This window comes from Kitasatospora sp. NPDC096147, assembly GCF_044763225.1.
Lineage (GTDB): Bacteria > Actinomycetota > Actinomycetes > Streptomycetales > Streptomycetaceae > Kitasatospora.
The window spans coordinates 32,709-53,309 of record NZ_JBIWFX010000026.1 but is presented as its reverse complement, the minus strand read 5'-3'; the positions used below and the strand labels follow the sequence as shown (position 1 = coordinate 53,309).

At 74.2% G+C, this 20,601-nt stretch carries 15 protein-coding genes; 12 read left to right on the top strand and 3 right to left on the bottom strand.

Features of this window, described 5'->3' with window-relative positions; genetic code table 11:
- Positions 1–124: 124 nt before the first annotated feature.
- Positions 125–1,465 carry a 4-aminobutyrate--2-oxoglutarate transaminase gene (gene gabT, locus ACIRBX_RS38230; RefSeq protein WP_402305091.1) on the bottom strand — a complete coding sequence of 447 codons (1,341 nt, stop codon included), beginning with the start codon at positions 1,463–1,465 and terminating at the stop codon, positions 125–127.
- A gap of 219 nt (positions 1,466–1,684) precedes the next feature.
- Between gabT and ACIRBX_RS38225 the strand changes: the two genes are divergently transcribed.
- The 8 genes from ACIRBX_RS38225 to ACIRBX_RS38190 all read left to right on the top strand — a co-directional run bounded on the left by ACIRBX_RS38225 (position 1,685) and on the right by ACIRBX_RS38190 (position 12,724).
- Positions 1,685–3,727: an ATP-binding protein gene (locus ACIRBX_RS38225; RefSeq protein WP_402305089.1), complete on the top strand. Its 2,043-nt coding sequence runs from the start codon at positions 1,685–1,687 to the stop codon at positions 3,725–3,727.
- 153 nt (positions 3,728–3,880) lie between these two features.
- Positions 3,881–5,443 carry a PucR family transcriptional regulator gene (locus tag ACIRBX_RS38220; protein WP_402305086.1) on the top strand — a complete coding sequence of 521 codons (1,563 nt, stop codon included), beginning with the start codon at positions 3,881–3,883 and terminating at the stop codon, positions 5,441–5,443.
- 184 nt (positions 5,444–5,627) lie between these two features.
- Positions 5,628–7,070 carry an aldehyde dehydrogenase family protein gene (locus tag ACIRBX_RS38215; protein ID WP_402305084.1) on the top strand — a complete coding sequence of 481 codons (1,443 nt, stop codon included), beginning with the start codon at positions 5,628–5,630 and terminating at the stop codon, positions 7,068–7,070.
- Positions 7,071–7,171: 101 nt separating this feature from the next.
- Positions 7,172–8,392 carry a 1-deoxy-D-xylulose-5-phosphate reductoisomerase gene (gene dxr / locus ACIRBX_RS38210; RefSeq protein WP_402305082.1) on the top strand — a complete coding sequence of 407 codons (1,221 nt, stop codon included), beginning with the start codon at positions 7,172–7,174 and terminating at the stop codon, positions 8,390–8,392.
- 38 nt (positions 8,393–8,430) lie between these two features.
- Positions 8,431–9,735: a M50 family metallopeptidase gene (locus ACIRBX_RS38205; protein ID WP_402305080.1), complete on the top strand. Its 1,305-nt coding sequence runs from the start codon at positions 8,431–8,433 to the stop codon at positions 9,733–9,735.
- Between the two features lie 143 nt (positions 9,736–9,878).
- Complete coding sequence (ispG, locus tag ACIRBX_RS38200) at positions 9,879–11,039, top strand: flavodoxin-dependent (E)-4-hydroxy-3-methylbut-2-enyl-diphosphate synthase (RefSeq protein WP_402305077.1); 1,161 nt, start codon at positions 9,879–9,881, stop codon at positions 11,037–11,039.
- A gap of 112 nt (positions 11,040–11,151) precedes the next feature.
- Positions 11,152–12,030, top strand: a complete 879-nt coding sequence (locus ACIRBX_RS38195) for a GNAT family N-acetyltransferase (protein ID WP_402305125.1) — start codon at positions 11,152–11,154, stop codon at positions 12,028–12,030.
- A 133-nt stretch (positions 12,031–12,163) separates the two neighbouring features.
- A complete protein-coding gene (locus ACIRBX_RS38190; protein WP_402305074.1) occupies positions 12,164–12,724 on the top strand; it encodes a GNAT family N-acetyltransferase in 561 nt (186 codons plus the stop codon).
- Here the strand turns inward: ACIRBX_RS38190 and ACIRBX_RS38185 are convergent.
- Both ACIRBX_RS38185 and ACIRBX_RS38180 read right to left on the bottom strand, forming a co-directional pair.
- Positions 12,697–13,617, bottom strand: coding sequence for an aminoglycoside phosphotransferase family protein (locus ACIRBX_RS38185; RefSeq protein ID WP_402305071.1), 921 nt, complete (start codon positions 13,615–13,617; stop codon positions 12,697–12,699). The two genes, ACIRBX_RS38190 and ACIRBX_RS38185, sit on opposite strands and share 28 nt — an antisense overlap.
- Before the next feature lie 154 nt (positions 13,618–13,771).
- The gene (locus ACIRBX_RS38180) at positions 13,772–14,890 is read right to left on the bottom strand and encodes a ferritin-like domain-containing protein (RefSeq protein WP_402305068.1); all 1,119 of its coding nucleotides are present in this window, start codon (positions 14,888–14,890) and stop codon (positions 13,772–13,774) included.
- A gap of 230 nt (positions 14,891–15,120) precedes the next feature.
- Between ACIRBX_RS38180 and rimP the strand changes: the two genes are divergently transcribed.
- The 4 genes from rimP to infB all read left to right on the top strand — a co-directional run bounded on the left by rimP (position 15,121) and on the right by infB (position 20,458).
- Positions 15,121–15,681: a ribosome maturation factor RimP gene (gene rimP / locus ACIRBX_RS38175; RefSeq protein WP_402305067.1), complete on the top strand. Its 561-nt coding sequence runs from the start codon at positions 15,121–15,123 to the stop codon at positions 15,679–15,681.
- A 46-nt stretch (positions 15,682–15,727) separates the two neighbouring features.
- Entirely contained in the window at positions 15,728–16,741 is a 1,014-nt protein-coding gene (gene nusA, locus ACIRBX_RS38170; RefSeq protein WP_402305064.1) for a transcription termination factor NusA, read from the top strand.
- A gap of 69 nt (positions 16,742–16,810) precedes the next feature.
- Positions 16,811–17,104, top strand: a complete 294-nt coding sequence (locus ACIRBX_RS38165) for a YlxR family protein (RefSeq protein WP_402305123.1) — start codon at positions 16,811–16,813, stop codon at positions 17,102–17,104.
- A 186-nt stretch (positions 17,105–17,290) separates the two neighbouring features.
- Positions 17,291–20,458 carry a translation initiation factor IF-2 gene (infB, locus tag ACIRBX_RS38160; protein ID WP_402305061.1) on the top strand — a complete coding sequence of 1,056 codons (3,168 nt, stop codon included), beginning with the start codon at positions 17,291–17,293 and terminating at the stop codon, positions 20,456–20,458.
- Positions 20,459–20,601: the final 143 nt, after the last annotated feature.

Here is a 20,601-nt window from a genome sequence, read left to right as displayed (position 1 = left end):
ACCACTGCGCGTGCAGCCACCGCGCGCATCCGCCGGGCGCATCCGCTGGCGGCGTCCGGCGGGAGCAAACGGAGGGGCCCGGTCCGTGCGGACCGGGCCCCTCCGGGGTGACGCAGGGTCAGGATCAGACCGCCGCGAAGGCGCTCTCGATGATGTCCAGGCCCTCGACCAGCAGGTGCTCCGGCATCACCAGCGGCGGCAGGAAGCGCAGCACGTTGCCGTAGGTGCCGGCGGTCAGCACGACCAGGCCCTCGGCGTGGCAGGCCTTGGCCACGGCGGCGGTGAACTCCGGGTTCGGGTCCTTGGTGCCGGGCTTCACCAGCTCGACCGCGATCATCGCGCCGCGCCCGCGGACCTCGCCGATCACGTCGAACTTCTCCTGCATGGCGCGCAGGCGGCCGAGCATGACCTCGCCGATGCGCTGCGCCTTGCCGTTCAGGTCCTCGGACTTCATGGTCTCGATGGAGCCGAGCGCGGCGGCGCAGGCCACCGGGTTGCCGCCGTAGGTGCCGCCCAGGCCACCGCCGTGCGCGGCGTCCATGATCTCGGCGCGGCCGGTCACGGCGGCCAGCGGCAGACCGCCGGCGATGCCCTTGGCGGTGGTGATCAGGTCCGGGACGATGCCCTCGTCGTCACAGGCGAACCACTGGCCGGTGCGGCAGAAGCCGGTCTGGATCTCGTCCGCGACGAAGACGATGCCGTTGGCCTTGGCGTACTCGACGATGGCCGGCAGGAAGCCCTTGGCCGGCTCGATGAAGCCGCCCTCGCCCTGGATCGGCTCGATGATGATCGCCGCGACGTTGTCGGCGCCGATCTGCTTGTTGATGATGTCGATCGCCTGGGCGGCGGCCTCGGCGGCGCAGTTCTCGGCGCCGGTCAGCCAGCGGTAGGGGTAGGCGACCGGGACGCGGTAGATCTCCGGGGCGAACGGGCCGAAGCCCTGCTTGTACGGCATGTTCTTCGCCGTCAGGCCCATGGTGAGGTTGGTGCGGCCGTGGTAGCCGTGGTCGAAGACCACGACGGCGGTCCGCTTGGTGTACACGCGGGCGATCTTCACCGCGTTCTCCACCGCCTCGGCGCCCGAGTTGAAGAGCGCGGTGCGCTTCTCGTGGTCGCCCGGGGTCAGCTCGTTGAGCTGCTCGGCCACCGCCACGTAGCCCTCGTACGGGGTCACCATGAAGCAGGTGTGGGTGAAGGCGGCCAGCTGCTCGGTGGCCTTGGCGACCACGGCGGCGGCGCTGTTGCCGACGTTGGTCACGGCGATGCCGGAGCCGAAGTCGATCAGCGAGTTGCCGTCCACGTCCTCCAGCACGCCGCCGCCGGCCCGGGAGACGTACACCGGCAGGGTGGTGCCGACGCCGGCCGCCACCGCGCCCAGCTTGCGGGCCTGCAGCTCCTGCGACTTCGGGCCCGGGATCGCGGTGACCAGGCGACGCTCCTGCGGAAGCGGCGTTGCAGCGCTCATCGTGTGTTCTCCATGTCTAGGGGCCCGGAATTACAAGGCGCGGTCCTCGCAGGCTACGGCCGGGTACGGGCCTCGGGCATGCGCCACTCGGTAGCACTGGAGCACCCGAATTGTCCGGGGCGGCCAGGGTGCGGGATCGGTCACGCGGAGCCCCCGCTCCACTACATTGGTGCCGACCTTCCAACGGGGGAGCGCGGGCAGAGGGAGCGGGGCCGCCAGATGGGCTTGGACGGGACCTACGGGCAGCGGGCGGCCGACCAGGGCCGGGCGGTGGTGCCGCCGCAGCGCGCCGTCACGCCGTTCGACCTCGGTGCCTGGGTGAACGCCCCCAGACCCGAACTCCCGCCGGGCGTCTGGCGGCTGAACCACCGTCAGCGCACCGAGGCGGACCGCGAGGCCGCCGCCGTGCCGGCCGGGCCGCTGCTGCTCCGGGCGGCGCTGAACGTGGTGGTCGCCTGGCTCGTCCAGATCTACGCCCCGGACCTGGTCTGGTGGGTGATCGACCTGCTCGGCCTGCGGGACGGCCTCGGCCCGGGGGTCACCACCTTCCTCGCCCTGCTGGTGTACGGCCTGGTGCTCGCCGTGGTGATCCGGGTGTTCGGCCGGATGGGCCGCTGGCCCGAGGTCTGGCGCCGCTGGGTCGCCCCGCTGCTGGCCCGCACCGTCACCCAGGAGCAGCCCGAGGAGGCCGCCGAGCCGGCCGGCCCGGCCGACCCGTGGTCCGCGCTGCGGCTCGGCGGCGCGCCGGAGGCCGCCCGGGTGCTGGACGGCCGGGTGGTCGGCGACGTGGACTACGTCCGGATCCAGCGCGCCTGGGAGACCGTCCGGCAGGACCCGGAGCTGCTGCCCGCCTTCACCGAGCAGGTCACGGCCCGCGGCGCCGCCGCCTGTGCGCACCCCTCCGAGGCCCGCGACCTGGCCGGCCGGGGCCCGGGCCACGACCTGCTGACCCGTCAGGTCCGGCTCGGCGCGGCCCAGGACGTGGTGAAGAACCCGGCCGCCCACCGGGCCACCGGCTTCGCCCTCGACCCGGCGCTGCTCGGCACCTCGCTGCTGGCGGTCGGCCCGGCCGGCACCGGCAAGACCGCCGGGCTGGCCCGTCCGCTGGCCGAGGCGCTCTGCCTGCAGGCGCTGGCCGGCACCGCCTGCGCGGTGGTGCTCGGCGCGGACGGGGCCGACCTCGGCCCGGACGACTGGTACGACGTGGTGATCGCCCCGGGCGACCCGGCGTCCCCGTACGGTCTCGACCTGTTCGGCGCGGCCACCCGGGTGGAGCAGGCGGCGGCCCGGCTGGCCGACGCGCTGCTGCCGGACGAGCTGGCCCCGCGCGGCGAGGCGGCCAGGGCCGCGCTCCAGCAGACCGTCGGCCCGTTCCACGCCGTGCACGGCCGCTACCCCGGGGTGCGCGAGCTGCGCGCCCTGCTCGGCGGCGAGCCGCAGGCCTGGGCGTCGCTCCGTGAGGCGCTGGCGGCCGGCGGCCTGCTGGCCGTGCACGAGGCGGACCTCCAGTACCGCGAGCGCCAGCACGGCCGGGCCGACGACCCGGGCACCCTGCTGGCCGACCGGCTGGCCCTGCTGGACCGGCCCGCCTTCGCCGGGCACTTCCCGGGCGACGGCCCGGGGCGGCCGGCCTTCGCCATGCGGGCGCTGGACCACCCGCTGCGGGTCCGGGTGAAGCTGCCCGAGCGCAGCCACCCGGAGGCGGCCCGGATGCTGTCGCGGCTGCTCACCGGCCAGTTCGTCGAGGCGGCCGGGACCCGCACCGAGCGGGCGCTGTTCGCCGGCCTGGTGGTGGACGACGCCTCGGCGGCGGTGGACGCCCAGGTGGTGCGCGGCATCCAGGGGATGCGCGGGGCCAACGCGGGCGCGGTGCTGCTGCTGCGCACCCTGGTCGACCTGCCGGAGGCGCTGCGCACCTCGCTGTTCGGCGCGGTCGGCTGCCGGATGGCCTTCCCGGGCATCGCGCCCTGGGACGGCAAGCTGTTCTCCGAGGCCTGGGGCACCCACCTGGTCCGGGAGACCGCCGTCACCCACACGCCGGACACCTCCGGCGGGGTGTTCCGCAAGGGCGGCCGACTGCTGCGCAAGGCGCTCTCCGGCACCGCCGCACAGACCGAGAGCGTCACCGTCCGGGACGTGGAGCGGCACCGCTGGTCGCCCTCCGACCTGGCCCACGCCCTGCCCGGCGGGCACGCGGTGATCTCGCTGTCCTCGGTGACGGGTGATCAGGTCCCGCCGCTGCTGGTGGACCTGAGGGGCTGAGCGCCGCCCGGTACACCGGCGCGCCCCGGACGGCGGACTACGGTCCGGAGGATTCGGTCCGTCCGCTTGTCCGGAGCGTCCATAATGGGGAGAGAAGCCCTCCTCGCCAGGCCGCAACGGCGCGTCCCCGGCGGCAAACACTCCGAAGGTGCCATGCCCCCCACACTCGCCTCCGTCGTCCGCAACAGCTCGCTCCACCTGACGGTCCTCGCCGGCGCGGACCACCTGGAGCGGCCGGTCCGCTGGGTGCACACCAGCGAGCTGGACGATCCCGCGCCCTTCCTGGAGGGCGGGGAGCTGCTGCTCACCACCGGCATCAAGCTGGGGAAGGCGGCGGCCAAGCTCCAGGCGTACGTGCACCGGCTGGCCGACGCGGGCGTGGTCGGGCTCGGCCTCGGCGTCGGGCTCTCGCACACCGAGGTGCCGCAGGCCCTGGTGGACGCCGCCGCCCAGCGCGGGCTGCCGCTGCTGCGGGTGCCGGAGGCCACCCCGTTCATCGCGATCAGCAAGGCCGTCTCGGCCGCGCTGGCCGCCGAGCAGTACGAGGCCGTCACCACCAGCTTCGAGGCCCAGGAGGAGCTGACCAGGGCCGCCCTCGGCAAGGACGGCACCACGGCGGTGGTCCGCCGGCTCGCCGCCCGGCTCGGTGGCTGGGCCGCGCTCTACGACGGCTCCGGCGCGCTCTCCGCCGTCGCCCCCGACTGGGCCGCCCGCCGGGCCGGCCGCCTCGCCGCGGAGGTGGACCGGCTGCGCCGCCGCCCGGCCCCGTCCAGCGCCGCCCTGCAGGGCCGCGCCCCCGGCATCGACACCGCCGACGAGGACTACGTGGTGGTCCAGTCGCTCGGCGCCGACCGGCGGGCCCGGGGCTTCCTGGCGGTCGGCACCGAGGACCGGATCACCCCGACCGAGCGCTACGTGCTGAACGCGGCGGTCGCCCTGCTCACCCTCACCCTGGAGCGCTCCCGCGAGCTGCGGCAGGCCGAGGAGCGGATGGGCGCGGCGCTGCTCGGCATGGTGCTGGCCGGCGAGGCCGTGACGGCCCGTCAGGTCGCCGCCGGGCTGTTCGGCGGCCTGCCCGAGGGCACCGTCCGGGTGCTGGTCGGCGGCCTCGGCCCGAACGGCGACCCGGAGGCGCTGAACGAGCTCGGCGACCGGGCCGAGCAGGCCGGCAGCCGGGTCGGCGAGCGGCTGCTGGTCTCCCGCGAGGACGGGCCGCACGGCCCCCGGCTCACCGTGCTGGCCCCCGACGGCGGTTCCGCCCACCGGGCCTGCCTGGGCGCGGCCGAGGAGCACGAGGGCATCGCGCTCGGCGTCTCCGCCCCCTGCACGGTGGAGGAGGCGGGCACCGCCTTCGCCCAGGCCGAGCGGGCGCTCGCGGTGGCACTGCGCGGCGGTCGCCGCTCGGTGGACCACGAGGAGGTCGGGGCCGGCTCGCTGCTGCCGCTGCTCGGCGAGGAGGCCGTCACCGCCTTCGCCGAGGGCCTGCTCAGACCGCTGCGCGAGCACGACCGCACCGCGCGCGGCGACCTGGTCGCCTCGCTGCGGGCCTGGCTCTCCCGGCACGGGCAGTGGGACGCCGCCGCCGCCGACCTGGGCGTGCACCGGCACACCCTGCGGTACCGGATGAAGCGGGTGGAGGAGCTGCTCGGGCGCTCGCTGGACGACACCGACGTCCGGATGGAGCTCTGGCTGGCGCTGCGCGCGGGAGAGGACTGAGCCGGGGCGGTGGGCCGGTGCTCCGCCGGGGTGCCCGGCCCCGTCCCGCCCCGGTCGGCACCCCGCCAGTCGGTAGTGCGGCGCCGGGTCACTTCGCCGTCGTGTCCAATCCTGCTCGCCCGGGTGCGCCCCTACCGTGGACCGGGTAGAGCACCACACGACGACAGAGAGGGCCGGTACGACCGTGACCACCACCCATGAGTTCTGGCTGGCCGGCCGCAAGGCGTCCGGCGACGCCGAGTTCGAGGTCCGCCACTCGTACGACGGCAGCCTGGTCGGCAAGGTCAGCATCCCGACCGACGCCCAGGTGGAGGAGGCGCTGGACGCCGCCGTCGCGGTCGCCCCGGCCCTGGCCGCCACCCCCGCGCACGTCCGGGCCACCGCGCTGGACCATGTGGCCCGCCGGCTGACCGAGCGGACCGAGGAGATCGCCCGCCTGATCACCGCCGAGAACGGCAAGCCGATCAAGTGGGCGCGCGGCGAGGTCGGCCGGGCCGCCTCGGTGTTCCGCTGGGCCGCCGAGGAGGCCCGCCGGACCAACGGCGAGACCATGCGGCTGGACACCGACCCGGGCGGCGTGGGCCGCTTCGCGGTGGTGCGCCGCTTCCCGCGCGGCGTGGTGCTGGGCATCGCCCCGTTCAACTTCCCGCTCAACCTGGTCGCCCACAAGATCGCCCCGGCGATCGCGGTCGGCGCCCCGATCATCCTCAAGCCGGCCCCGGCCACCCCGCTCTCCGCGCTGGTGCTCGGCGAGATCCTGGCCGAGACCGAGCTGCCGGCCGGCTCCTGGTCGGTGCTGACCGTCGAGAACGAGAAGATGCCGGCCCTGGTGCAGGACGAGCGTCTGCCGGTGATCTCCTTCACCGGTTCGGACCGGGTCGGCTACCAGATCATGGACTCGGTGCCGCGCAAGCACGTCACCCTGGAGCTCGGCGGCAACGCCGCCGCCGTGGTGCTCGCCGACTGGTCCTCCGAGGCCGACCTGGAGTGGGCGGCCACCCGGATCGCCACCTTCGCCAACTACCAGGGCGGCCAGTCCTGCATCTCGGTGCAGCGGGTGATCGCCGACGCCACCGTCTACGACGCGCTGGTGGAGAAGGTCGTCGCGAAGGTCAAGGCCCAGGTCACCGGCGACCCGTCGGACGACGCGGTGGACGTCGGCCCGCTGGTGGACGAGAACGCCGCCAAGCGGGTCGAGAGCTGGGTCGAGGACGCCGTCACCAAGGGCGCCAAGGTGCTGACCGGCGGCACCCGGGACGGTGCCGCGTACGCCCCGACCGTGCTGGCCGAGCTGCCCGACGACGCCATCCTGGCCTGCGCCGAGGTCTTCGGCCCGGTGCTCTCGCTGCACCGGGTGGAGTCCACCGAGGAGGCGTTCGCCCTGGTCAACGACTCGCCGTTCGGCCTGCAGACCGGTGTCTTCACCCACGACCTGCAGACCGCCTTCAAGGCCCACCAGGTCCTGGAGGTCGGCGGCGTGATCATCGGTGACGCCCCGTCCTACCGCGCCGACCAGATGCCGTACGGCGGCGTCAAGGACTCCGGCGTCGGCCGCGAGGGCGTCAAGTACGCGATGGGCGACTTCACCTACGAGAAGGTCATGGTCCTCACCGGCCTCGACCTCTGACCCCTGCTCAGGCGCCCCGTCACCGGCCCCCGGTGACGGGGCGTCGGCGCGCCCGGGGGCGTGGTCCGGGGCACCCCCCGGCACGGGCCACAATGGGGCGCATGACTTCGCTCGCCCATCCGCAGCTGCGCTTCTCACCCGTCGTCAGGGACCCGGAGGGTCCCCGGGAGTTGGTGATCCTCGGATCGACCGGCTCGATCGGCACCCAGGCCATCGACGTGGTGCTGCGCAACCCCGGCCGGTTCAAGGTGGTCGCGCTGTCGGCGGCCGGCGGCCGGGTCGCGCTGCTGGCCGAGCAGGCGCTGACGCTGGGCGTGCACACCGTCGCGGTGGCCGACGAGGCCGCCGTGCCCGCGCTGCGCGAGGCGCTGGCCGCCGGGGCGGCCGGCCGGCCGCTGCCCGAGGTGCTGGCGGGCCCGGACGCGGCCACCGAGCTGGCCGCGGTCGAGTGCCACTCGGTGCTCAACGGCATCACCGGCTCGATCGGCCTGCGGCCCACCCTGGCCGCCCTGCGGGCCGGCCGGGTGCTGGTGCTGGCCAACAAGGAGTCGCTGATCGTCGGCGGCCCGCTGGTCAAGGCCGTCGCGAAGCCCGGCCAGATCGTGCCGGTGGACTCCGAGCACGCCGCGCTGTTCCAGGCGCTGGCCGGCGGCACCCGGGCCGAGGTGCGCCGTCTGGTGGTCACCGCGAGCGGCGGCCCGTTCCGCAACCGCACCCGGGCCGAGCTGGCCGGGGTGACGCCGGACCAGGCGCTGGCCCACCCGACCTGGGCGATGGGCCCGGTGGTCACCATCAACTCCGCCACCCTGGTCAACAAGGGCCTGGAGGTGATCGAGGCCCACCTGCTCTACGACGTGCCCTTCGACCGGATCGACGTGGTGGTGCACCCGCAGTCGGTGGTCCACTCGATGGTCGAGTTCACCGACGGCTCCACGCTGGCCCAGGCCAGCCCGCCGGACATGCGGATGCCGATCGCGCTCGGTCTCGGCTGGCCCGACCGGGTGCCGGACGCCGCCCCGGGCTGCGACTGGACCGAGGCCGCCACCTGGGAGTTCTTCCCGCTCGACACGGACGCCTTCCCGGCCGTCGACCTGGCCCGCGAGGTGGGTACGCTCGGCGGGACCGCCCCGGCGGTCTTCAACGCCGCGAACGAGGAGTGCGTGGACGCTTTCCTGAACGGGCAGCTGCCCTTCACCGGGATCGTGGACACTGTGGCGAAGGTGGTGTCCGAACACACGGTGGGAACTTCGCTCACGGTGGAGGACGTCCTCCACGCGGAGACCTGGGCCCGGGCCCGGGCCCGCGAGCTGGCAGCCGGCTAGCGAACGGATCGAGGGAGCGGCATGACGGAGGCTCAGCGGTGACAACGGTGATGTGGGTCGTGGGCATCCTGCTCTTCGTCCTGGGCCTGCTGTTCTCGATCGCCTGGCACGAGCTGGGCCACCTCTCCACCGCGAAGCTGTTCGGCATCCGGGTACCGCAGTACATGGTCGGCTTCGGCCGGACGATCTGGTCCCGCAAGCGGGGCGAGACCGAGTACGGCCTCAAGGCGATCCCGCTCGGCGGGTACATCCGGATGATCGGGATGTTCCCGCCGGGCGCGGACGGCCGGATCACCCAGCGCTCCAGCTCGCCCTGGCGGACCATGATCGAGGACGCTCGGGAGGCCTCCTACGAGGAGATCGAGCCCGGCGACGAGGACCGGATGTTCTACACCCGGAAGCCGTGGAAGCGCGTCATCGTGATGTTCGCCGGCCCGTTCATGAACCTGATCCTGGCCTTCGTGCTCTTCCTCGGCCTGTTCATGGGCATCGGCGTGCGGACCACCGTGCCCACCATCGCCTACGTCAACAAGTGCGTGGTGACGGTCGGTCAGTCGACCGACGACTGCCCGGCGGACGCGCCCCCGACCCCGGCCGCCGTGGCCGGGCTGCAGCAGGGGGACACCTTCGTCTCCTTCAACGGCATCCCGGTCACCGACTACAAGCAGCTCCAGGCCGAGATCCGCAAGGCCCCCAAGCAGACCGTGCCGATCGTGGTCGAGCGCGGCGGCGAGCGGGTCACCCTGACGGCCACCCCGGCCGAGAACGTGGTGCAGAAGGTCGACAAGGACGGCTTCCCGGTCAAGGGCGAGACCGTCACGGCCGGCTTCCTGGGCTTCGCCCCGCGCCAGCAGATGCAGCAGCTGACCTTCGGGGAGAGCACCGAGCAGATGGCGAGCATGGCGAAGAGCGGCGTCTCCGCGCTGATCGCCCTGCCCGGCAAGATCCCCGGCCTCTGGCACGCCATCGTCGGCGACGACCCGCGTCCGATGGACTCCCCGATGGGCATGGTCGGCGCGGCCCGGCTCGGCGGCGACGTCTTCGAGATGGACCTGCCGCTCTCCGAGCAGCTCGCCTTCATGGTCCAGCTGCTGGCCGGCATCAACCTCTCGCTCTTCCTCTTCAACATGCTGCCGCTGCTGCCGCTGGACGGCGGCCACATCGCGGGCGCGCTCTGGGAGTCGGTCCGCCGCCGCTGGGCCAGGCTGTTCCGCCGCCCCGACCCGGGGCCGTTCGACGTGGCCAAGCTGATGCCGGCCGCGTACGTGGTGGCCGGTGTGTTCATCTGCTTCACCGCGCTGGTGATGGTGGCCGATCTTGTCAACCCCATCCGCCTGAACTGAGCCGGTTCCGTCGGGTACGTGCGCTGCCCGCCCCACCCGTGCCGTACCGTTGGACGCCGGGCGCCCCGTGACTTCCGGAGCGCCCGGCCCGGCCGGAGCCGATGGCCGGACCACACACCGCACCCCTGGGGAACCCTGCGCACATGTCCGCGATCTCGCTCGGAATTCCGTCCCTGCCGCTCAAGCCGCTGGCCACCCGTCGCGTCTCCCGGCAGATCATGGTCGGCAACGTCCCGGTCGGCGGCGACGCCCCCGTCTCGGTCCAGTCGATGACCACCACCGTCACCGCCGACATCAACGCCACGCTGCAGCAGATCGCCCAGCTGACCGCCTCCGGCTGCCAGATCGTGCGGGTGGCCGTGCCGACCCAGGACGACGCCGACGCGCTGGCGGTCATCGCCAAGAAGTCGCAGATCCCGGTGATCGCGGACATCCACTTCCAGCCCAAGTACGTGTTCGCCGCGATCGACGCCGGCTGCGCCGCGGTCCGGGTGAACCCGGGCAACATCAAGCAGTTCGACGACAAGGTCGGCGAGATCGCCAAGGCCGCCAAGGACGCCGGCACGCCGATCCGGATCGGCGTCAACGCCGGCTCGCTGGACAAGCGCCTGCTGGAGAAGTACGGCCGGGCCACCCCCGAGGCGCTGGTCGAGTCCGCGCTCTGGGAGTGCTCGCTGTTCGAGGAGCACGACTTCCGCGACATCAAGATCTCGGTCAAGCACAACGACCCGGTCGTGATGATCAACGCCTACCGCCAGCTGGCCGCCGCCTGCGACTACCCGCTGCACCTCGGCGTGACCGAGGCCGGTCCGGCCTTCCAGGGCACCATCAAGTCCGCGGTCGCCTTCGGTGCGCTGCTGGCCGAGGGCATCGGCGACACCATCCGGGTCTCCCTGTCGGCCCCGCCGGCTGAGGAGATCAAGGTCGGCATCCAGATCCTGGAGTCGCTGAACCTCCGTCAGCGCGGCCTGGAGATCGTCTCCTGCCCGTCCTGCGGCCGGGCCCAGGTGGACGTCTACAAGCTCGCCGAGGAGGTCACCGCCGGCCTGGAGGGCATGGAGGTGCCGCTGCGGGTCGCCGTCATGGGCTGCGTCGTGAACGGCCCGGGCGAGGCCCGCGAGGCCGACCTCGGCGTCGCCTCCGGCAACGGCAAGGGCCAGATCTTCGTGAAGGGCGAGGTCATCAAGACCGTCCCCGAGTCGAAGATCGTGGAGACCCTGATCGAGGAGGCGCTCAAGCTGGCCGAGCAGATGCAGGCCGAGGGCGTGGAGTCCGGCGCTCCGGTCGTGACCGCTGCCGAGTAGTGATCCCTGGGAGGTGCGGGCGTCCGTCCGCACCTCCTCTCCGGCGGGGCGGGCGGAGTAGGGTGCGACAAGCGTTCCTAGTGGTGAGGTGCCCGTGCTCGATCGAGGTGTGATGCTCCCCGGCCCGTTCCAGGTGGCCCGGGCCCTGGCGACCACCCGGGTGCTCGACCCCCAGGACCTCGACGAGGCACTGGAGGTCCTGCACCGGGACCCGGTGGCCAACGCCTTCGTCGCCACCCGGGTGGAGGCCGTCGGGCTCGACCCCTGGCGGCTCGGCGGCGAGATGTGGGGCTGGTACGACGCCGACGGCCGGCTGGAGTCGCTCTGCTACGCCGGGGCCAACCTGGTGCTGGTCAACGCCGGCCCGGAGGCCGTCCGGGCGTTCGCCGAGCGGGCCCGCCGCCAGGGCCGCCGGTGCTCCTCGATCGTCGGCCCGGCCGGCCCGACCGCCGCCCTCTGGGCCTGCCTGGAGCGCAGTTGGGGCCCGGCCCGCGAGGTGCGCGGCCACCAGCCGCTGATGGCCACCCAGAGCCCCGCCCCGGCCTCGATCACCCCCGACCCGCTGGTCCGCCGGGTGCGCAAGAACGAGGTCGAGGCGCTGATGCCGGCCTGCGTCGCGATGTTCACCGAAGAGGTCGGGATCTCCCCGCTGGCCGGGGACGGCGGCCTGCTCTACCAGGCCCGGGTGGCCGAACTGGTCGGCGGCGGGCGCTCGTTCGCCCGCTTCGCCGAGGACGGCAGTGTGGTCTTCAAGGCCGAGATCGGTGCCGTCACGGCCGGCGCCTGCCAGATCCAGGGCGTCTGGGTCGCCCCCGGGCACCGGGGCCGGGGCCTCTCGGTCACCGGGATGGCCGCCGTGCTGGACATCGCCCTGCGCGAGGTCGCCCCCACCGTCTCGCTCTACGTCAACGACTACAACCTGCGGGCCCGCGCCACCTACGCCCGGGTCGGCTTCCGGGAGATCGGCGCCTTCATGAGCGTCCTGTTCTGACGGCCGGTCAGTGGTCGCCGGACGGCCGCCTGCCGTGCGGGTGCGACGCACCGGGACCGCCGGTCGTCCCCCACCCGTCGGGAGAACGGCGTTGACCCGGCTTCGGCAGGGTCGAGGGGGTAACGTCCGGGGCATGGAGCAGCTGACCGGGGTGACGATCGAGGCCGTGGACTTGGCGGCGTGGGCCGCAGAGGCGCTGGAGGTGCAGGCGGTCGCGTTCGGGCTGACGGACGACGAGGTGGCGGTGCGGCTCCAGATCGTCCGCCGGCACGCGCTCCAGCCCGGCGTGCTGGCCTACGGGGCGTTCAGCGGGCGGCAGTTGGTCGGCTTCGGCTACGGGATGCCGAACCGGCGGGAGCACTGGTGGAGCACGGTGATCGAACCGCACCTGGAGCGCGACGGGTACGGCGACTGGCTGGACGGCACCTTCGCGGTGACCGAGCTGCACGTGCTGCCCGGCTTCCAGGGGCAGGGGGTCGGCAGCAGGCTGATCCGGACCCTGACGGAGGAGTCGGGGGCGGACCGGTCCATCCTGTCGGCGATCGACGCGGAGACCCCGGCCCGTCGGCTGTACCGCTCGCTCGGCTACCGCGACCTGGCCCGGATGGTGGTCTTCCCCAACACCGTCCGCCCGTACGCGGTGATGGGCGCCGGGCTGCCGCTGGCTCAGAGCCAGTCGGCGAACTCCAGGTAGAGCTCGGCGGCGCCGGTCGATCCCGCCTCCAGGTGGTGCAGACCGGTCGCGACGGTGCGCACCAGGGTCCAGCCGCGCAGCCGCCCGTGGTCCACCTCGACCGCGTCGGCGAGCTGGTGCAGCCGGCGCCGGACCGCGCCGCGCTGGCCGGGGGAGCCGACCAGGGTGTCCATCCGGTCCTGCGCCAGCCGGGCCAGGTCCCAGGCGCGCTCGCCGACCAGGGGGCGGGGCGAGACGGCCAGCCAGGGGGAGCGGTCGGCGGCCAGCACCTTGCCGTGGTGGAAGTCGCCGTGCAGCAGGTACGACTCGGTGCCGGAGGCCGCCAGGGCGGCTGCCAGCTCCACCGCCTCGTCGGCCAACGCGACTGCCTCCGGGGCGAGTTGACGACGACTCCGGATCCCGTCGGCCAGCGCGCCGGCCCGCTCGGACAGCGTGCCGAAGCCGTGCCCCTCCGGCGGTGCCACCCAGAGCCGCTGGAGCAGCCCGGCCGCCTCCAGCATCGCCTTGGCCTCGGCCAGCGAACGCAGCGGGATGTCCCCGTGCAGCCGCTCCAGCAGCAGCGCCCCGTCGGCCGGTTCGGCGGCCAGGGCCAGGACGGCACCGCGTCCGGCCCAGTGCGCCAGGGCGGCGTGCTCCTGCGCGCCCGCCGGGCCGGGCGGGGTGAGCTTCAGGACGGCCGGGGAGCCGTCGGCCCGTCGCACCGCGCAGACCAGGGCGTGCCGCCCGCCGGGTTCGACCACCCGCTCCGGGGTGAGCTCCCAGCGCTCCAGCCCGGCCCCGACCAGCCCGGGCAGTGCGGCCAGCCAGGCCGGTCCGTCGGCGCCGGGCCGGCGCCGGACGGCCGCCGCGAGCCGTGCCGGGACGGTGATCTGCTGCCCTGCTGCTGCCGACATGCTGGCCTCTCGGTTGGCGCCACCCGGCCGGGGCCGGTGCGGCGGTTCGCCCGCCCATTGTCGGCCATGCCCGGCGAAACCGCTGGTCAGGGCCCCGGCGTGGCGCTCGGAGGGTCCGTCATGGCGGCTGTTCGGCGCGGGAGTTGAGGGGCGCTCAGGAGGCGGAGGGCCGGGCCGAGCCGGTCGCCGCCCCGGACGGCGCGGGGGAACCCGAGGACGAGCCCGAGGCGGAGGGGGAGCCCGAGGCGCCGGTCGCCGGGAGGCCCGGGAAGGCGGTCAGCTCGCCGCCGAAGCGGCGCGCGTTCAGGGCGGCCGTGCGCAGCGCGGTGGCGGCGCTCTGCCGCAGCTCGGCGGTGCTCGCGGCGGTCAGCTCGGCGTACACCCCGGTGAGCTGGACCTCGATGTGGGCGGCCAGTTGGCGGGCGGTCTCCGGGCTGGTCACCGGGAACGGCAGCTGGTACCCGGCCGCGGCGGCCGTCGGAGTGGCCGAGGCGCCGGAGAGCCGGCGTTGCCAGGTGTCCCGCTGGGCCTGGTGCGTGGCGTAGACGGCGAACACCTCGCCCCGGCCCGGGCCCGGCGTCCGGGCACCGACCACGCCGTAGCCGTAGACCGCCGCGTGCTCGGCCGCCAGCGCGCTCTGCAGCGCGTTCGCCGCAGCGGCGGGCAGCGGCGCGGGGGTGGCGGAGGCCGACGCCGTGGTGGCGGTGGCGGTGGCGGACGGCGAGGCGGAGGGGGCGGCGGTGTCCGCGCCGGGGACGGCGAGCGGGGTGCGGTCACCGAGGATCTCGGCGTGCACCGCGCCCGAGGCGGCCACCGCCGCGAGCAGCCTGGCCAGCTCCGGCGAGGCGCCGCCGAGCTGCGCCAGCCGGGCCTGGGCAGTGGTGCGTTCGGCCGCCGCCAGCTGGGCGACCGACCCGACCGGGCCGCCGCTGCCGGACGGGGCGGGGGTGGCGGAGCCGGACGGCGAGGCGGAGGGGGTGGCGGAGCCGGACGGCAGCCCGGCCGCCAGCGCGGCCCGGTGCTCGGCCACCTCGGCCCGCAGTGTCCTGAGCTGCTCCGCCTGGCTCCCGGCCGAGGCCGCCACCGCGTCGTACCCGGCCAGCAGCAGGTCGGTGTCGGCCACCGCCTTGGTCCGCACCGGCCGGTCGGCGTCCTCCCGCTGCCGCTGCTCGGCCGCCGGGCCGTGCTCCTCGTCGGTGCAGCCGCAGATCAGCAGCGAGGCGCCGGTCAGCGCGCCGAGCGCGAGCAGGCTGCGCCGGGTGAGGGACGGCATCGGTGGGTCTCCCGGGTGGACTCGTGGGAGGGCGCGGGCTGCCCCCCGTGGCCCGTGCATCATGACACGGCCCCCGCGCCGCTCTGTGACCTTGCTCGCAGCGCGCCGTGCGGACCGGCCGCGCACGCCGAGCGGAGTCGGTGGAACCCCTCCGGACCGGATAGGCTTGCCGTTCAGCTGAGAAGCTCGCACCTACCGACAACAGCAGACGCGGCCGAGGAGTCACCCGGATGAGCACCACCCCCACTGACCGGCTGCGCGCGTTGTTGGAGCCGCTGGCGGCCGAGGCCGGTCTGGACCTCGAGGACGTCACCATCACCCAGGCGGGCAGCCGTCGGCAGGTGCAGATCGACGTGGACGCCGACGGCGGGGTCGACCTGGACGCGATCGCCGAGTTCAGCCGGGTGGTCAGCGAGAAGCTGGACTCCGCCGAGGACGTGATGGGCTCCGCCCCGTACGTCCTGGAGGTCGGCTCCCCGGGCGCCGAGCGCCCGCTCCGCGAGCCCCGCCACTGGCAGCGCGCGACCGGCCGTCTCGCGAAGATCCACCTGGTGGACGGTGGCGAGATCACCGCCCGGGTGCTGGAGAGCGACGAGGACGGCGCGCTGGTCGAGGTGCAGCCGGTGAAGGGCCGCGGCAAGCCCAAGGAGCGCCGCCTGGAGTTCTCCGAGGTGGCCCGGGCCCGGGTCCAGGTCGAGTTCAACCGCAAGGAGGACGAGGGGCTGCTCGACGAGTCCGCTCCGGTCGAGGACTCCGACGACGACGCCGACGAGGACACCGACGACGAGTGAGCACCACCCCTGACATGACCGTGAAGAGAGAAGAGGAGGCGTAGCCGTGGACATCGACATGAGCGCCCTGCGTGGGCTGGTTACCGAGAAGAACATCCCGTTCGACCTGTTGGTCGAGTCGATCGAGTCGGCCCTCCTCATCGCGTACCACCGCACCGAGGGCTCCCGCCGCCGCGCGCGGGTGGAGCTGAACCGCAAGACCGGGCACGTCACCGTGTGGGCCCTGGAGGACGCGGCCGAGCTGGACGAGGGCGTCGAGCCCAAGGAGTTCGACGACACCCCGAGCGGCTTCGGCCGGATCGCCGCCTCCACCGCCAAGCAGGTCATCCTGCAGCGCCTGCGCGACGCCGCCGACGAGAAGACCTTCGGCGAGTACGCGGGCAAGGAGGGCGACATCGTCACCGGTGTCGTCCAGCAGGGCAACGACCCCAAGAACATCCTGGTCGACATCGGCAAGCTGGAGGCCATCCTCCCGCCGCAGGAGCAGGTCCCGGGCGAGGACTACCGCCACGGCACCCGCCTCAAGTGCTACGTGGTGGCCGTCCGCCGGGGCGTCCGGGGCCCGTCCGTGACGCTCTCGCGGACCCACCCCGGCCTGGTGAAGAAGCTGTTCGCGCTGGAGGTCCCGGAGATCGCCGACGGCACCGTCGAGATCGCCTCGATCGCCCGCGAGGCCGGCCACCGCACCAAGATCGCCGTCTGGTCCCGCCGGGCCGGCCTGAACGCCAAGGGCGCCTGCATCGGCCCGGTCGGCACCCGAGTGCGGAACGTGATGGCCGAGCTGCACGGCGAGAAGATCGACATCGTGGACTGGTCCGAGGACCCGGCCGAGATGGTGGCCGCCGCGCTGTCCCCCGCCCGGGTGAGCTCGGTGGAGGTCGTTGACTACGCCCAGCGCTCCGCACGGGTGATCGTGCCGGACTACCAGCTCTCGCTGGCGATCGGCAAGGAGGGCCAGAACGCCCGGCTGGCGGCCCGCCTGACCGGCTGGCGGATCGACATCCGACCCGACACCGAGGCCCCGGCCGAGGGCGAGCGCCGGGAATCCCGGGCCGAGTAGCCACGTTGTAGCAGTCCTGCCGCGATCGGCGGGGCGGCGTCATGTCCCTCCGGAGGGGTAGACTTGAGCTTGTCTGGCCGGACGCATGTCCGAGCATGCCCGGAACGCACCTGCGTGGGCTGCCGCAAGCGCGCGGCCAAGCACCAGCTGTTGCGTGTCGTGGCGGTCGAGGGCATCTGCGTTCCCGACCTCCGCGGCGCACTGCCGGGTAGGGGTGCGCATCTGCATCCCGATCCGGCCTGCCTCGACCTCGCGGTCCGCCGCCGGGCGTTCCCCCGGGCCTTCCGGCTCCAGGGGACGCTCGACACCACGGCGCTGCGCGAGCACGTCGAGCAGCGGGCGGGTGACACCCCGCCGGGCTGAGAGAACCACCGCAACAAGCACCGGAGAGGGCCAGCAGGCCCGCGCCCGGTGCGCACCACGTCAGGTACCTCGCGAGTTGGAAGTAGGTCGAGATTGCGATGAGCACTCGATGAGTACGCGATGAGTACGCCCATGAAGTAGCGATGGTCCGGCGGACGACACCCCGGACACGTAGACAGGAGCGAAGTGGCTAAGGTCCGGGTATACGAGCTCGCCAAGGAGCTCGGCATGGAGAGCAAGGCCGTCATGGCCAAGCTCACCGAGCTGGGCGAGTTCGTCCGTTCGGCGTCCTCGACGATCGAGGCGCCGGTCGTGCGCAAGTTGACTGACGCTTTGGGAGTGGCTGCCCCCTCGGGCAGCGGTGCTGCCAAGCCTGGCCCGCGGAAGCCCGCGGCGCCCCAGCCCACCGGCGGTGCCGGTGCGGCCGCACCCAAGCCGGGTGCCCCCACCCCCGGACCGCGGCCCGCCGCGACTCCGGGTCCCCGTCCGACCCCGGCCGCCGCGGCTCCCGCCGCCCCGGCCGCCCCCGCCGCGCCCAGGCCGGCCGGTGCGCCGACCCCGGGCCCGCGCCCGGCGGCGCGTCCCGCCGCCCCGGCCCCGGCCGCCCCCGTGGCGCCGGCGGCGGAGTTCTCCTCCCCGGCCCCGGCCGCCGAGGCGCCGGCCCGTCCGGCCGCCCAGGCGCCGTCGCGTCCGGCGAACCCGGCCAACCCGGCCGCCCGTCCGGGCCCGCGTCCGGCCGGCCCGCGTCCGGGCAACAACCCCTTCACCTCCGGCTCCGCGACCGGCATGGGCCGCCCCGGCGACCGTCGTCCGGCCGCGCCGGGCGCGCCGCGTCCGGGTGGCCAGGGCGCTCCGGGTGCCGGTGGTGCCCCGCGTCCCGGTGGCGACCGTCCGCGTCCGGCCGGTGCTCCGGGTGCCGGTGCCCCCCGTCCGGGCGGCGACCGTCCGCGTCCCGGTGGCGCTCCGGGTGCCGGTGGTGCCCCGCGTCCCGGTGGTGACCGTCCGCGTCCGGCCGGTGCGCCGGGTGCCGGTGGCGCCCCGCGTCCCGGTGGCGACCGTCCGCGTCCCGACGGGATGCCCCGTCCGGCCGGCCCGCGTCCGGGTGCCCCGAGCCCCTCGGGCATGCCCCGTCCGAACCCCGGCATGATGCCGCAGCGTCCGGGCCCGCGCCCGGGTGGCGGCCCCGGTGGTCCGGGTGGCCGTCCCGGTGGTCCGGGTGGCCGTCCGGGTGGTCCGGGTGGCGGCGCCGGTGGCGCCCGTCCCGGCTTCGCCGGCCGTCCGGCCGGTCCGGGCTCGCGTCCGGCCGGTGGCGGCTTCGGCGGCCCGCGTCCGGGTGGTGCCGGTGGCGGCGGCGGTTTCGCCGGCGGCGGTGCCCGTCCGGGTGGCTTCAGCGGCCGTCCGGGTGGTCCGGGTGCCCGTGGTGGCACGCAGGGTGCGTTCGGCCGCGGCCCCGGTGGCCGTCCGGCCCGTGGTCGCAAGTCGAAGCGGGCGAAGCGCCAGGAGTACGAGGCCATGCAGGCCCCGTCCGTCGGCGGCGTGATGCTGCCGCGCGGCAACGGCCAGGCCGTCCGCCTGTCCCGCGGTTCGTCCCTGACGGACTTCGCCGAGAAGATCAACGCCAACCCGGCCGCGCTCGTCTCGGTGATGTTCAACCTCGGTGAGATGGTCACCGCGACCCAGTCGGTCTCGGACGACACCCTCCAGATGCTGGCCGACGAGATGGGCTTCCAGCTCGAGATCGTCAGCCGCGACGACGAGGACCGCGAGCTGCTGGAGTCGTTCGACATCGACTTCGGTGCCGACGAGGGCGACGAGGACATGCTGGCCCCGCGCCCGCCGGTCGTCACCGTCATGGGTCACGTCGACCACGGTAAGACCCGCCTGCTCGACGCCATCCGCAAGTCCAACGTGGTGGCGGGCGAGGCCGGTGGCATCACCCAGCACATCGGTGCCTACCAGGTCGTCACCGAGGTGAACGGCGAGCAGCGCCCGATCACCTTCCTCGACACCCCGGGTCACGAGGCGTTCTCCGCCATGCGTGCCCGTGGTGCCAAGTCCACCGACATCGCGATCCTGGTGGTCGCGGCCAACGACGGCGTCATGCCGCAGACGGTCGAGGCGTTGAACCACGCCAAGGCCGCCGGCGTGCCGATCGTGGTCGCGGTCAACAAGATCGACGTCGAGGGTGCGGACCCGACCAAGGTCCGCGGTCAGCTGACCGAGTTCGGTCTGGTGGCCGAGGAGTACGGCGGCGACACCATGTTCGTCGACATCTCCGCCCGCCAGGGGCTGCACATCGACAGCCTGCTGGAGGCCGTGGTCCTCACCGCGGACGCCTCGCTCGACCTCCGGGCCAACCCGGAGCAGGACGCGCAGGGCATCGCGATCGAAGCCCACCTCGACAAGGGCCGCGGCGCCATGGCGACCGTGCTCGTGCAGCGCGGTACCCTCCGCGTCGGTGACTCGATCGTGGTCGGCGACGCCTACGGCCGCGTCCGCGCGATGCTGGACGAGAACGGCAACAGCCTCGCCGAGGCGGGCCCGTCCCGTCCGGTGCTGCTGCTCGGTCTGACCTCGGTGCCCCGCGCCGGCGACAGCTTCATCGTCGTCGACGAGGACCGCACGGCCCGTCAGATCGCCGAGAAGCGCTCGGCCCGCGACCGCAACGCCGCCTTCGCGCAGCGTCGGGTCCGGATCTCGCTCGAGGACCTGGACAAGGCCATCGCAGCGGGCTCCATCGAGCAGCTCAACCTCATCATCAAGGGTGACGTCTCCGGTTCCGTCGAAGCCCTCGAGGACGCCCTCGTCAAGCTCGACGTGGGCGAGGAGGTCGAGCTCCGGGTGCTGCACCGCGGCGTCGGTGCGATCACTGAGTCGGACGTCGACCTGGCCATGGGCTCGGACGCCATCATCATCGGCTTCAACGTGCGCGCCGAAGGCCGCGCCCGTACCGCTGCCGAGAAGGAAGGCGTGGACGTCCGGTACTACTCGGTCATCTACCAGGCCATCGAGGAGATCGAGAACGCCCTCAAGGGTCTGCTCAAGCCCGAGTACGAGGAGGTGCGCCTCGGCTCCGCGGAGATCCGCGAGGTCTTCCGCTCCTCCAAGTTCGGCAACATCGCGGGTGTCATCGTCCGCGAGGGCCTGCTGCGCCGCAACGCCAAGGCCCGCCTCATCCGCGACGGCAAGGTCATCACCGAGAACCTCACCATCGAGGGTCTGCGCCGCTTCAAGGACGACGCCACCGAGGTCCGCGAGGGCTTCGAGGCCGGTGTCACGCTCGGTTCGTTCAACGACATCAAGGTCGAGGACGTCATCGAGACCTACGAGATGCGCGAGAAGCCGCGCTCGTAACACGGTGTGAGCCGGGGCCGGGGGGGGGGGGGGCCCAACCCCCCCCCCCCCCCCCCCGCCCACGTTTGACCCCGGGGGGCCCCGGGGGGCGCCCCCACCCGGCCCCCCCCGCCGCGCGTGGGCGGGGACCCAAGGTGGGTGGG